The following is a 13,190-nucleotide window of genomic DNA, read 5'->3' as shown; positions in this document are numbered from 1 at the left end:
GCATCGACCATTTCGTCAACGCTCACAACCAAAACTGTCAGCCGTTCAAATGGACTGCGACCGCCGATTCGATCCTTGAAAAGCTGCATCGACTTTGCTCACGTATTATCGGGACAGGACACTAGATGATCTTCGCTTCGTCGCCGGCGGAATAGATGTCGATCACGCGGCAGTCGCCGCACATCTTCAACCTCTCGAGCGCGGCGCCCTGGAACATGGCGTGGCCGGCCAGCCGGCCCAGCATCGCCTCGATGGCCTTGACGGTGCCGAACGGCTTGCCGCAGCGGATGCAGCCGTAGGGCTTCATCTCGTTGACGATGCGCGGCTGCTTGCGCCCGGGCCCGGGCACGAAGCGCGGGCGCAGCGAGATCGCATCTTCCGGGCAGGTGGTCACGCACAGGCCGCACTGCACGCAGTTCTTCTCGACGAAGCGCAGCTGCGGCATCAGCGGGTTGTCCTGCAGCGCGCTGGCCGGGCAGGCGCTCACGCAGCTGAGGCACAGGGTGCACTTTTCCTTGTCCACCAGCACCTCGCCGAACGGCGCGCCCACCGGCAAGGCAATGGCCTCGGGCGTCACGCGCGCCTGCTCCACCAGGTGGTCCAGCGCGAGTTCCAGCGTGCCGCGCTTGTCCTGCGTGACGGCGAAGCGCCCGGGCATGCGCGGCACGGCGCCGGTGTGCGGCGCGAGCAGCTTCAGTTCGCGGTCCAGCGCGTTCGCATTGCGGCACTGCAACAGGCTGAAATGCCTGCCGCTGTAGCCCAGGCCCTCCAGGATGGCTTCGGCCACCTGCATCTGCGCCTGCAGGCCTTCCAGGTACTGCGGCGCTTCTTCGCCGGTGGCCAGCACCACGACCTGCGACGCGCCGAACGCCACCGCGCTCAGCCACAGGTCGATGCCGGTGCTGGCAACGTGCCACAGCGGCAGCGGGATCACGTTGGCCGGCACGCCCTGCGTCGCGCCGACGCGCGCCGCGCGGCCCAGGTCCTCCACCAGCGCCTGGCCGCGCTCCTGGCCGTGCAGCAGCAGCACCGGCGCGGCGCCGCCGGCCTGCAGGTAGGTGGACAGGATGGCCTTGATGCGCGCGCCCTGTTCGTTGGCGCGCGGATAGGAATAGCCCATGGCGCCCGTCGGGCACACCGTGGTGCAGGCGCCGCAGCCCACGCACAGGTTGGGGTTCACCTTGACCTGCTTGCGCTCCTTGTCGGAGCTGATGGCTTCGGCCGAACAGATCTCGATGCAGGCATTGCAGCCCACGGTTTCGTTGCGGCTGTGGGCGCACAGCTTCTGGCGGTAGCTGAAGAACTTGGGCTTCTCGAATTCGCCGACCAGATCGCGCAGCTTGAGGATGTCGGGCAGCGACGGCGACCCGCCCGGCGCGTGGATGTAGCCCTGCGGCGGCGCGTGCTGGGTGAATGCGGGATGGGCGCGCAGGTCCAGCACCAGGTCGAAGGCTTCGGTGTGCGCCTGCGGGGCGCGCGCGAAGTCGATGGCACCCGCCACCTGGCAGGCTTTCACGCAGGCGCGCTGCGCCGTGCAGGCATCGGGGTTGACCTGGTAGTCGAGCCCGATCGCGCCTTCCGGGCAGGCCGCAACGCAGGCATTGCAGCGCGTGCACAGGTCCAGGTCGATCGGGTTGTCCTGCGTCCAGGCGAGTTCGAAGGCGCCCAGCCAGCCCTGCAGGCGGTCGATGTGCCCTGCCAGCACCGGGTAGCGGCGCTCCTGCGCGCCGGCGCCGCCCTGCGCGAACAGCGTGATGTCCAGCGTGTCGGCCAGCAGCGCGGCGGCGCGCTCGGCATCGTCCAGCGCGCCGATGACCAGCAGGCGCCCGGCGCTCTTGTAGGTGACGGTGGCGACCGGCTCCGGTTCGGGCAGCTTGGCCGCCGCCAGCAGCGCCGCGATCTTCGGCATGGCGCTGCGCGCATCGCGGCTCCAGCCGCCGATTTCGCGGATGTTGACGAACTTGATGGGCGAGACCGCGCCTTCGGTGTTCTCGGCCAGCTCGGCGAAGAGCCGCTTTTCCTGCGTGCAGGCGACGATCACGTCGGCGCCGCTCTTCACCGCCTGCTGGAAGGCGCCGGCTTCGCGCCGGCACAAGGTGGAGTGGAGCTTGAGCTCCTCACCCAGGCTTTGCCCCAGGGCCCGCGGGTCCAGGGGCATCGTCTTGTTGCAGTCGCAGATCAGGGTCGGCATGGGTGTCCGGTGGCGGGGCAGGAGCCGCCGCGGACGACTGTGCCACGCTTTGCGGCGGCTGGTCATCCGCGACTTCCCTGCCCTGCGCGCCCGCCGTGTTTTTTTCCTCATCCTCGTCGTCGTCGAAGAGCTTGAGGAACTTCGCGCTCGCCAGCTGGCGCGCCATCGCCGCCGGCAAGGGGTCCGGCTTGGAATAGTCGTCGATGTAGGTGTCCAGGCCGTCCATGACGTTGAAGTGCGGATCGGCGAACAGTTTTTTCAGCGCCGCGTTTTTCACCTGCGGATCGACATCGGCGGTGACGAAGCGGCGGAAGTCGGATTGGGGGGTGAGGGCCTGGGTGTCGGCGAGGGTGGGGGCGGGGGGCTTCGCTTCGACTTCGGGGGTGGGGACAGGTGGCTTCGCTTCGATTTCCGTTCGGGCTGAGCCTGTCGAAGCCCCTGTCTCCGGCGCGCGCTGCCCTTCGACAGGCTCAGGGCGAACGGGTTCGGAAAACCGCGGCTGCGCCTCCTTCGTCTCCAGCTTGCGCTTCGACCACCGCCCGAAAAATCCTTCTTCGCTCATTCCCCGCCCCCGCGCCGCTTCCCCCCCGTCGACACGCTGGCCGGATTCCCGAACCGGTCCTCCAGCCCGCGAAAGCTCTCCGGCCGCTTGCGCTTCTTCGGCTCCGGCACGTAGTGCTCCTCGGCAAACGCGCGCATCCACGCAACGATGTCCTCCGGCGCCGGCACCTGTTCCACGGTTTCCTGCGCATCCAGCCAGCGGCCGGCGTCGTGGTAGCTGAGGGTCACGATCTCGGGGCGGGGAATCGGTTCTTCGGCGAGCAAGGCAACCTCCTCCATGCGCCACATCACGAACCAGCAGGGCGCGGGCGTGGTGGCGTTGAGGTAGTAGCCTTCGGCGTCGTCGCGGAACAGTTCTACGGTGAAGCCGGGATGCAGCCAGCGTTCCTCGTCGTCGTTCTTCAGCAAGAGGCGCGGCGCGGCGCCGAACGACGGCTCCTGCGGCAGCACCTCGGCCAGCGCCCATTGCCAGGGCTGCCAGCGGCTGGCCGTGCGCCGCTTGCGCATGACCACGGCAACTTCGATGCTCGGGCGCTCCATGCGCCGACTGTAAGCCTCAGGCCGCCTGCACGCGCACCGCGCAGTACTTGAATTCGGGTATTTTCCCGAACGGGTCCAGCGCCGGATTGGTCAGCAGGTTGGCCGCCGCCTCGACGAACGCGAACGGCATGAACACGGCGCCGTCGGGCGTGCCGTCGTCCTGGCGCAGCACGCAGCGGACCTCGCCGCGCCGCGACCGGATGGCGGCGGTGGCGCCGGGCTGCAAGCCCAGGCGCTGCAGTTCGCGCCCGTTCAGCGACGCGGTCGCGACCGGCTCGATCGCGTCCAGCACCTCCGAGCGGCGCGTCATGCTGCCGGTGTGCCAGTGCTCCAGCAGCCGCCCGGTGATCAGCACCAGCGGGAACTCCGCGTCGGGCCGCTCGTCGGCATGCACCAGGCCGGCGGGCACCAGGTGCACGCGGCCGTCGCCGGTGGCGAAACGGTCGATGAACACGGTCGGCTGGCCCGGATCGTCCTCGCTCAGGCACGGATAGGTCACGCTGCCTTCGCGCTGCAGCCGCTCCCAGGAGATGCCGGCAATGGCCGTGTGCATCGCCTGCCGCATCTCCTCGTAGACGGCGGCGACGCCGTTGTCCTCGCCCGCGTAGTTCCACGCGAGGCCCATGCGCTGCGCGATCTGCTGGACCAGCCACAGGTCGGGCTTCGCATCGCCGGGCGCGTCGACGGCCTTGCGTCCCAGCTGCACCATGCGGTCGGTGTTGGTGACGGTGCCCGTCTTCTCCGGCCAGGCGGTGGCGGGCAGCACCACGTCGGCCAGCCACGCGGTCTCGGTCATGAAGATGTCCTGCACCACCAGGTGGTCCAGCGCGGCCAGCGCGGCGCGCGCGTGGTTCAGGTCGGGGTCGCTCATGGCGGGGTTCTCGCCCATGATGTACATGCCGCGCACCTTGTGCGGATCGCTGTCGGGCGCGAGCGCCTTGTGCATGATCTCGACCACCGTGTAGCCGGGCGTCGCATCCAGCGGCGTGCCCCAGAAGTCCTCGAACCACGCATGCGCCTGCGCGTCGTCCACGCGCTGGTAGTTGGGCAGCATCATCGGGATCAGGCCGGCGTCGCTCGCGCCCTGCACGTTGTTCTGCCCGCGCAGCGGATGCAGGCCGCTGCCCGGCTTGCCGATCTGCCCGGCCACCGTGCACAGCGCGATCAGGCAGCGCGCGTTGTCGGTGCCGTGCACGTGCTGGCTGATGCCCATGCCCCACAGGATCATGGCGGACTTCGCCGTGGCGAAGGCGCGCGCCACCTCGCGGATCAGCGGCGCGGGAATGCCGCAGACATGCTGCATCGCTTCGGGGCTGAAGGCCTGCACGCCGGCGCGCAGCGCGTCGAAGTTGCTGGCGCGTTTGGCGATGAAGTCCTGGTCGGCCAAGCCTTCCTCGATGATGGTGTGCACCATCGCGTTCAGCAGCGCCACGTCGGTGTCGGGCTTGAACTGCAGCGTGCGCCAGGCCTGGCGGCCGATGTCGGTGATGCGCGGGTCGGCCAGCACGATCTTCGCGCCGCGCCTGGCCGCGTTCTTCATCCAGGTGGCGGCCACCGGGTGGTTGGACGTGGGGTTGGAGCCGATCACCAGGATCAGCTCGGCATGCTCCACGTCGTTGACCTGGTTGCTCACCGCGCCCGAGCCCACGCCTTCCAGCAGCGCCGCCACGCTGGAGGCATGGCACAGCCGCGTGCAATGGTCCACGTTGTTGCTGCCGAATCCGGTGCGCACCAGTTTCTGGAACAGGTAGGCCTCTTCGTTCGTGCCCTTGGCCGAACCGAAGCCGGCCAGCGACTTGGGGCCGTGCGTGTCGCGCAGGGCCTTGAGCCTGCCGGCGGCGAGGTCCAGCGCCTCGTCCCACGTCGCCTCGCGGAACAGCTCGGCCCAGCGGGCGGGGTCGCGCTGCACGTCGAGGTCCTTCGGCACGCCAGTCTTGCGCACCAGCGGCACGGTGAGGCGCTGCGGGTGGTGCGCGTAGTCGAAGCCGAAGCGGCCCTTCACGCACAGGCGGCCGTGGTTGGCGGGGCCGTCGCGGCCGTCGACGCCGACAATTTTGGAATCCCGTACCTTGTAGGTGATGAGGCAACCGACGCCGCAGAACGGGCAGACGGAATCGACCTCGCGGTCCACAGCCTGCGAACCGACCATCGTCTTGGGCATCAGCGCGCCGGTGGGGCAGGCCTGCACGCATTCGCCGCAGGCCACGCAGGTGCTCGCGCCCATCGCGTCGTCGAGGTCGAACACGATCTTGCTGTCCGCGCCGCGCAATGCATAGCCGATCACGTCGTTGACCTGCTCCTCGCGGCAGGCACGCACGCAGCGCGTGCACTGGATGCAGGCGTCGAGGTTGACGGCCATCGCGGGATGGGAGATGTCGGGGGCGGGTTGGGTGCGGCGCAGGGCTGTGAGCGCCGGGCGGGGAGCGACGTTCATGCGGCTTGCCCATTGGCTCAGCTCGCCGTGCTGGCCGACGACTTCCGTCGGCGCTGGCACCCCCGTTCGCCCTGAGCTTGTCGAAGGGCTCGCGAGGGCTTCGACAGGCTCAGCCCGAACGGGATTTTCCGCGTCATTCCACTTGTAGCCCCGCTCCGGCATGTCCGCCAGCAGCATCTCGATCACCATCTTCTGGCTCTTCACCGCGCGCACGCTGCTCGCCTGCACCTCCATGCCCGGTGTCACGGCGCGGCAGCAGCTCGGCGCCAGCACGCGCTCGCCCGCGATCTCCACCACGCACGCGCGGCAGTTGCCGTCGGGCCGCCAGCCTTCCTTGTAGCAAAGGCGCGGGATCCCCACGCCCATGCGGTCGGCGGCCTGCAGGATGGTCTCCCCCTGCAGGGCCTGGACGGCTTTGCCGTCCAGCGTGAAGTCGACGAGCGGCAGGTCAGGCGATTTCATGGGAAAAATAGGTCTGCACGCAGCGCACGGGATTGGGCGCGGCCTGGCCCAGGCCGCAGATGGATGCGTCGGCCATCACCTGGTTCAGGTCCTCCAGCGTGGTGTTGTCCCATTGCCTGGCCTCCATCAGCACCGCGGCCTTGGCCGTGCCCACGCGGCAGGGCGTGCACTGGCCGCAGCTTTCGTGCGCGAAGAACCGCATCATGTTCAGCGCCGCGTCGCGCGCGCGGTCGGCATTGCTCAGCACGATGACCCCCGCCGAGCCGATGAAGCAGCCGTGCGGCTGCAAGGTGTCGAAGTCCAGCGGCACGTCGGCCAGGCGCGCCGGCAGGATGCCGCCGGACGCGCCACCCGGCAGGTAGGCATACAGCGCGTGGCCGTCCTGCATGCCGCCGCAGTGCTCGTCGACCAGTTCGCGCAGGGTGATGCCGGCCGGCGCGAGCTTGAGACCAGGCTTGTTCACCCGGCCGCTCACGCTGAACGAGCGCAGGCCTTTGCGCCCATGGCGGCCCTGCCCGGCGAACCAGTCCGGCCCGCGCTCCACGAGGTCGCGCACCCAGTACAAGGTTTCGAGGTTGTGCTCCAGCGTGGGCCGGCCGAACAGGCCGACCTGCGCGATGTAGGGCGGGCGCATGCGCGGTTCGCCGCGCTTGCCTTCGATGCTCTCGAGCATCGCGGACTCCTCGCCGCAGATGTAGGCACCGGCTCCGCGCCGCAGTTCGATGCGCGGCAGCGGGCACGGCGGATTCGCCTGCAGCCGCGCGAGTTCGCCTTGCAGCATCGCGCGGCAGTCGTGGTATTCGTCGCGCAGGTAGATGTACACGGCCTCGGTGCCCGCCACCTGCGCGGCCACCAGCACGCCTTCCAGGAAGCGGTGCGGGTCGCGCTCCAGGTAGTGCCGGTCCTTGAAGGTGCCGGGCTCGCCTTCGTCGATGTTGACGGCCATCAGGCGCGGCGCGGGCTGCTCGCGCACGATGCGCCACTTGCGCCCTGTCGGAAAGCCTGCCCCGCCCAGGCCGCGCAGGCCGGACGCGTCCATCGCCTGCAGCACCGCCTCGGCGTCCTGCTCGCCGTTGACCACCGCGGCGGCGAGCGCGTAGCCGCCCTGCGCGCGGTAGGCGTCGTAGCCGATGCATTCGGTGAGGCCGTGCGCGCGGCCGGCGTCGCCGTGCGGGCGCTGCTGCTCGGCGTCCACCACGTTGCGCACGGCCTCGGGCGTGGCGCCCGGCACCGCCACCTGGCCGACCAGCGCCGCTGGCGCCTGCCCGCAGCGGCCGATGCACGGCGCGGCGATCACGCGCACCTGCGGCCCCAGCAAGGCAGGCAGGCGCTCCAGCAGTGCGCTGGCGCCGGCCATGGCGCAGGACAGGCTCTCGCACACGCGCACCGTCAGCGCCGCGGCGGCCTCGTCTTCACGCAGGATCTCGAAGTGGTGGTAGAAGCTCGCGACTTCGTACACCTCGGCCATCGGGACGTTCATCTCCGCGGCCAGCGCGGTGAGGTGGCGCACATGCAGGCCGCGCCACGTATCGTTGAGCGTGTGCAGGTGTTCGATCAGCAGGTCGCGCCGGTGGCCGCCGGCGGGCGGCATGCCGATGGCGTCGCGCACGTCGGCCAGAGCCTGCGGGTCGGGCCGGCGCCCCTTCAGTCGAGCGGCACGGCGGATGTCCTGGCGCAGCGTTTCCGGTGTGGCCAGTTGCACGGAGGGCGGCGAATCGGTCATGGAAAAACGATCATCCCATGTGGGTGCGCACGGGATCGCAGGCATCATACTGCCGTGACCGCCTTCCCGTTCGCCGATCCCGCATCGCTGGCACCGCGCCGCACCGTCCGCCGCGACCTCCCCGGCGGCGGCTTCATCCTCAGCCATCCCGACCCCCTGCAGCCGCCCGTGCGCTGCATCGGCGACTGGCTGGAGCAATGGGCGCGCGCCACGCCCGGCGCGCTGTTCCTGGCCGAGCGCGATGCCTCCGGCGGCTGGCGCCGCATGACCTACGCGCAGGTGCGCAATGCGGCCGGCCGCGTCGCGCAAAGCCTGCTCGACATGCAACTGCCGCCCGGCAAGCCGGTGGTGGTGCTCTCGGACAATTCGGTCGATGCGGCGCTGCTCGGCCTGGCCACCATGCACATCGGCCGCGCCATCTGCACGGTGTCCAGCGCGTACTGCCGGCTGACGAAGGACTACGCCAAGATCCACGGCATTCTCGATGCGCTGGACCCCGCGCTGGTCTATGCCTCGGATGCGGCGGTGTACGGCCCTGCCTTGGGCACGTGGAGCGGCACCGCGCCGCTGGTGTTCGGCACCGGATCGCTGCCGCGCTCGCAGCCGTTCTCGCTGCTGCTGGAAGCGAACGAGACGCCGGCCGTGCTGCAGGCGTTCGCCGCCATCCGGCCCGACGACCACGCCAAGTACCTGCTGACCAGCGGCTCCACCGGCCTGCCGAAGGTTGTGGTCAACACGCACCGCATGCTGTGCGCCAACCAGCAGCAGGTGGCGCAGGTGTGGCCGTTCCTGGACCGCCATCCGCTGGTGCTGCTGGACTGGCTGCCCTGGAGCCACACGTTCGGCGCGAACCACAACCTCAACATGGTGCTGGCGCACGGCGGCAGCCTGTATGTGGACGACGGCCGGCCGGCGCCCGGCCTGGTGGAGAAGACCTTGCGCAACCTGCGCGAGGTGAAGCCGAACTTCTATTTCAACGTGCCGCGCGGCTTCGACATGCTGCTGCCGTTCCTGGAGCAGGACGATGCCGCGGCGCGCGACGTGTTCGAGCGGCTCGAAGGCGTGTTCTACGCCGGCGCTGCGCTGCCGCAAAGCCTGTGGCAGCGGCTGGAGGCGGTGGCGTGCAAGGTGCGCGCGCGGCCGCTGTGGTTCACCTCCGCCTGGGGCTCGACCGAGACCTCGCCCGCCGCCACCGAGGTGCACTGGCCCATCGCGCGTGCCGGCTGCATCGGCCTGCCGCTGCCGGGCGTGGAGCTGAAGTTCGTGCCCAACGGCGGCAAGCTGGAGATGCGGGTGCGCGGGCCCAACGTGTTCCCGGGGTACCGCAACGCGCCCGAGCTGACGGCGAGCGCGTTCGACGAAGACGGCTTCTACCTGATCGGCGATGCGGGCAAGCTGGTGGATGAGGCCGATCCGGCGCAGGGCGTCGCTTTCGACGGCCGCGTGGCCGAGGACTTCAAGCTGACTTCGGGCACCTGGGTCAACGTGGGCATGCTGCGCACCCGGGTCGTGACGGCGATGGCGCCGCACGTGGCGGATGTGGTCGTCACCGGGCATGACCGCGAGGACATCGGCCTGCTGGTGTTCCCGACCGTGCCGGCGAAGTCATTGCCTGCCCAAGCACTGCGCGCGCACGTGCAGGCCGCCTTGCGCGCACTGGCCGCCGAAGGTGCCGGCTCGGCGCAGACACCCACCCGCGCACTGCTGCAGGACGAGCCACCCAGCCCCGACGCGGGCGAGATCACCGACAAGGGCTACATCAACCAGCGGGCGGTTCTGGTGCGCAGGCAGGCGGACGTGGAAGCGTTGTACGCGGGTGCCGACGCGCGCGTGATTCGGCCCTGAGCGTCAGCCTGCCGGCGCTGGCGTCGCCGCGCGGCGCAGGGCCGACTTGATCCGGACCATCTCGCCGAGCGCCCTGGTGACGTTGGCAGGGACGGGCGGGGCGAGCGTCTCCCCGATGCGCGCGATCGCCAGATTCATCTGCTCGATTTCGGTCGGCCTGCCAGCGTTGATGTCCTGCAGGGTGGAGATCAGCTTGCCGCCGCCATTGCTGCTGAGGGTGAGGATCTGCCGCAGCACCTCGTCCGCGTTCAGGTCGATGCCCATGGCGTGCGCAACGGCCAGGCATTCGTCGATGACCACGCGCGCCATGCGCACCGCATTCTCGTCGCGCGCGAAGATGCCGTTGTCCGCCTCCAGCAGCGGGCAGATCGAATTGAACACCGAGTTGACGGTGGTTTTCTTCCACACTTCCCGGCGGATGTCGCCGTGCACGGCAAACGGAAATTCGGCCGTGTCCAGCTGCCGCACCAGCGCATCGAGTTCCTGCGGGTCCCCCCGCATCGCGCCGATCGGCGACGGGACGACGCGGATGAACCTGTACGCGTTGTCGCCCGCGTCCTTCTGGCTGATGCAGTACATGCAGCAGCGGTAGATGCGCGCGGCGGGCAGGCGCAGATAGGCATCCTCGACGCCGGCGCCGTTCTGCAGGATGACCACCGGGCCGGAAACGTTCAAGCCGGCCAGCGCCGCCGCGATGGCGTCGTTCGCATACGACTTGGCCGTCACGACGACGATGCCGTCCAGGCTGCGCAATTTGGCGAGCGACACCATCTCGACCGGTGCCGTGCGGGTGGTTCCGTCCGCCGTGGTGATGGTGACCTCGACTTGCCGCGGGTCGACGTCGCCGGTGCTGGTCCGCACGACGGTGACGTCCCTGCCCTGGTTGGACAGGAACACGGCAAGCGACATGCCGACCGCCCCGCCGCCGAGGATGTAGATACGCTCGTTCGACAACATGCAATGCTCCCTGTTGTTCATCCGCCGCGGTGCACTGGCCGCGCAACGCCTCAGGTGTTCTTCGACACCGTGATCGACGGAAACTTCGACGAAAAATCTTTTGCCTTGCTGGCGATCTTCACCGCCACCTGGCGCGCCACCGATTTGTAGATGCCGGCCAGCCTGCCGTCGGGATCGGCCACCACGGTGGGCTTGCCGCTGTCGGCCTGCTCGCGGATCTGGATGTCCAGCGGCAGCGCGCCCAGGTAGTCGATGCCGCGCTCGTCGGCGTAGCGCTTGCCGCCGCCCTCGCCGAAGATGTGTTCCGTGTGGCCGCAGTTGCTGCACACATGCACGGCCATGTTCTCTACCACGCCGATGATGGGCACGCCGACCTTGTCGAACATCGCCACCGCCTTGCGCGCGTCCAGCAGCGCGATGTCCTGCGGCGTGGTGACGATCACCGCGCCTGTCATCGGCACCTTCTGCGACAAGGTGAGCTGGATGTCGCCGGTGCCGGGCGGCAGGTCGACGATGAGGTAGTCGAGGTCGCTCCAGTTGGTCTGGCGCAGCAGCTGTTCCAGCGCCTGTGTGGCCATCGGGCCGCGCCAGATCATGGCCTCGTCAGGATTGATGAGGAAGCCGATCGACATGACCTGCACGCCGTGGTTTTCCAGCGGGTCCATGGTCTTGCCGTCGTCGCTCTCGGGCCGCCGATCGATGCCCATCATCATCGGCATGCTGGGGCCGTAGATGTCGGCGTCGAGCAGACCCACCTTGGCGCCCTCGGCCGCGAGCGCCAGCGCAAGATTGACGGCGGTGGTGCTCTTGCCCACGCCGCCCTTGCCCGAGGCCACGGCCACGATGTTCTTGACATTCGGCATCAGCTGCACGCCGCGTTGCACGGCATGTGTCGTGACCTTGGTCGCGATGTTGACCGACACATTGCCCACGCCCGCCACGCCCTTGGCGGCGTTGACCAGCGCGCGGCGCAGTTCGGGCACCTGGCTCTTGGCCGGATAGCCGAGCTCCACGTCGAAAGACACGTCCGCGCCTTCGACCCGCAGGTTCTTCAGCGCCTTCGTGCTGACAAAGTCGGTGTCGGTATTGGGGTCTTTGACGGTGGCGAGTGCGGCGAGAAGCTGGTCTTGGGTGGGCATGGGGTGAACCTTTTGGGCGAGTGTAGCCAGTGGGGGGCATCCCGGATGCGGGCGGGGCTCCTTTCATGGCAGAGCTGCTTCGTGTGCATGGACCGCGCTGCAAAGCCGCACGCGGGCGGGCCGTGTCGCGCGGACAAGGCGTCCGGCGGCTTTGCCGCCGGCAGACCTGAGGTGATTTGCCGGGTGGCAGCACGGCGGAACTCACTTCGCGTTTGCGAGCAAACGCTGCGTTCAGACAGCCGCCGTGAGTCAGTCAACGAAGCGCGCTTTGCGCGCCTGCCACCCGGCCAATCACCTCAGGCGCCCTGTCCAACTGCGCGCCGCGGCCCGCCCGCGTGCGGCTTTGCAGTGACGATGTTGGCGCGACCGTGGCGTGGGCCTCCTCGTCAACGTGGCGGTTGCGGCGGTCGCGGCTTGACGTGCACGATCTTGCCGTCCTGCATCAGCACCACCTCGGTTCCCGTGCGCCACGCCACCTCGTGGGCGCGCTGCGACGCGCGGCGCAAGGCCTCGTACGCATCCCGCAGCCGCTGGGGGACACCGGGCGGTAAAGCGCCGTAGGTTGGCTGAGGTTCTTTCATGTGCAATGGCGGTGGTTCGTGCTCACCGTTCCAATCCAGCAGGATGGCCTCGGCGCCTGAATTGTCGTACAGCGCCCAGCTGTCGACCAGGGGCCGATACACCGATGAGAACAGCCGCTGGCCCGCCGCGAACCGGCGGCGGATGGTCGCCTCCGGAATGTCGTGGCCGCCCTGGCGCACGCGCGCGGCCACCCGCTGCACCGCAAGCTCGGCCAAAGGCAGCTTCAGGAACCACAGGTCGACCCGGTAGCCGGCTGCGCGCCACATCGGAATCTTGCGCGCATACGCCAGCCCGGAGAGCGTCGTCTCGAACGCGAAGCTGTCCCGCCGTATGACGTGCTGGTCGATGGCCGCCACCATCAGCCGCCCGGCCTGCATTGCGGCACGCGACGGGTCGAACGGCGAGAGCCCGGCCGCGATCAGGTCGGCGTTCAGGAATACCAGGCACCCGGCTTCCCTGGGTAGAAACTCCTGCGCAAAGGTGGTCTTGCCTGCTCCGTTCGGGCCGGCGATGACGATGATCCTGGGCCGGTCCATGGGCATTTCTCCGTTGCTCGCGCGCATTGTCTCGCCGGGCGCAACAAATGTCGCCGCGCCACCTGCGGCGTACCCCCATGGTGGTGGTCGCGGCAGGCGGTGCCCGGCGTGGGCGATTTCTGCGGTGGCTGTGGTGATCGGGTTGGAGCCGGAAAAAATCGGGGTCAGATTCCAATTTCGCTGGCCTGCTTTGCAGGCCGTAGTTGCGTCGCTACGCGAC

The 13,190-nt window shown here is 69.1% G+C and carries 9 protein-coding genes and 1 pseudogene; 2 read left to right on the top strand and 8 right to left on the bottom strand.

Annotation, left to right across the window (positions count from 1 at the left end; genetic code table 11):
* Positions 1-125, top strand: a pseudogene (locus H0U68_RS09305) (IS630 family transposase); the annotation flags it as partial.
* Here H0U68_RS09305 and H0U68_RS09300 read toward each other — a convergent pair.
* Genes H0U68_RS09300 through H0U68_RS09280 form a run of 5 tightly spaced genes read right to left on the bottom strand, consistent with a single transcriptional unit; the run spans position 122 to position 7,911 of the window.
* On the bottom strand, positions 122-2,191 hold the full coding sequence (locus H0U68_RS09300) for a 4Fe-4S binding protein (RefSeq protein WP_296354865.1): 2,070 nt from the start codon (positions 2,189-2,191) through the stop codon (positions 122-124). The pseudogene H0U68_RS09305 and the gene H0U68_RS09300 overlap by 4 nt on opposite strands.
* Complete coding sequence (locus H0U68_RS09295; protein ID WP_296354863.1) at positions 2,118-2,753, bottom strand: DUF3306 domain-containing protein; 636 nt, start codon at positions 2,751-2,753, stop codon at positions 2,118-2,120. Before H0U68_RS09295 ends, H0U68_RS09300 begins: the two co-directional genes overlap by 74 nt.
* Positions 2,750-3,292, bottom strand: a complete 543-nt coding sequence (locus H0U68_RS09290) for a DUF3305 domain-containing protein (protein WP_296354861.1) — start codon at positions 3,290-3,292, stop codon at positions 2,750-2,752. The genes H0U68_RS09295 and H0U68_RS09290 overlap by 4 nt, the downstream gene beginning before the upstream one ends.
* 16 nt (positions 3,293-3,308) lie before the next feature.
* The gene (gene fdhF / locus H0U68_RS09285) at positions 3,309-6,188 is read right to left on the bottom strand and encodes a formate dehydrogenase subunit alpha (RefSeq protein ID WP_296354859.1); all 2,880 of its coding nucleotides are present in this window, start codon (positions 6,186-6,188) and stop codon (positions 3,309-3,311) included.
* Positions 6,175-7,911 (bottom strand): NADH-ubiquinone oxidoreductase-F iron-sulfur binding region domain-containing protein, encoded by a 1,737-nt coding sequence (locus H0U68_RS09280; protein WP_296354855.1) that lies wholly within the window; start codon positions 7,909-7,911, stop codon positions 6,175-6,177. Before H0U68_RS09280 ends, fdhF begins: the two co-directional genes overlap by 14 nt.
* Before the next feature lie 54 nt (positions 7,912-7,965).
* Between H0U68_RS09280 and H0U68_RS09275 the strand changes: the two genes are divergently transcribed.
* A complete protein-coding gene (locus H0U68_RS09275) occupies positions 7,966-9,756 on the top strand; it encodes a feruloyl-CoA synthase (protein WP_296354853.1) in 1,791 nt (596 codons plus the stop codon).
* A 3-nt stretch (positions 9,757-9,759) separates the two neighbouring features.
* Here H0U68_RS09275 and H0U68_RS09270 read toward each other — a convergent pair whose 3' ends face one another.
* The 3 genes from H0U68_RS09270 to H0U68_RS09260 all read right to left on the bottom strand — a co-directional run.
* Positions 9,760-10,713 carry a 2-dehydropantoate 2-reductase gene (locus H0U68_RS09270; RefSeq protein ID WP_296354851.1) on the bottom strand — a complete coding sequence of 318 codons (954 nt, stop codon included), beginning with the start codon at positions 10,711-10,713 and terminating at the stop codon, positions 9,760-9,762.
* A gap of 50 nt (positions 10,714-10,763) precedes the next feature.
* A complete protein-coding gene (gene apbC / locus H0U68_RS09265) occupies positions 10,764-11,852 on the bottom strand; it encodes an iron-sulfur cluster carrier protein ApbC (protein WP_296354848.1) in 1,089 nt (362 codons plus the stop codon).
* Between the two features lie 386 nt (positions 11,853-12,238).
* Positions 12,239-13,190 (bottom strand): zeta toxin family protein (locus H0U68_RS09260; RefSeq protein ID WP_296354846.1); only part of this gene is annotated, 952 nt, incomplete at its 5' end.

This window comes from Ramlibacter sp. (assembly GCF_013697775.1).
GTDB lineage: Bacteria > Pseudomonadota > Gammaproteobacteria > Burkholderiales > Burkholderiaceae_C > Ramlibacter.
Note: the sequence above shows the minus strand (reverse complement) of the source record. Positions and strands in the feature narration are given on the sequence as shown.

What these genes read in the sequence shown, in the direction of transcription:
- H0U68_RS09300 (WP_296354865.1), bottom strand. Translation starts at nt 2,191, where the DNA reads ATGCCGACCCTGATCTGCGACTGCAACAAGACGATGCCCCTGGACCCG.
- H0U68_RS09295 (WP_296354863.1), bottom strand. Translation starts at nt 2,753, where the DNA reads ATGAGCGAAGAAGGATTTTTCGGGCGGTGGTCGAAGCGCAAGCTGGAG.
- H0U68_RS09290 (WP_296354861.1), bottom strand. Translation starts at nt 3,292, where the DNA reads ATGGAGCGCCCGAGCATCGAAGTTGCCGTGGTCATGCGCAAGCGGCGC.
- fdhF (WP_296354859.1), bottom strand. Translation starts at nt 6,188, where the DNA reads ATGAAATCGCCTGACCTGCCGCTCGTCGACTTCACGCTGGACGGCAAA.
- H0U68_RS09280 (WP_296354855.1), bottom strand. Translation starts at nt 7,911, where the DNA reads ATGACCGATTCGCCGCCCTCCGTGCAACTGGCCACACCGGAAACGCTG.
- H0U68_RS09270 (WP_296354851.1), bottom strand. Translation starts at nt 10,713, where the DNA reads ATGTTGTCGAACGAGCGTATCTACATCCTCGGCGGCGGGGCGGTCGGC.
- apbC (WP_296354848.1), bottom strand. Translation starts at nt 11,852, where the DNA reads ATGCCCACCCAAGACCAGCTTCTCGCCGCACTCGCCACCGTCAAAGAC.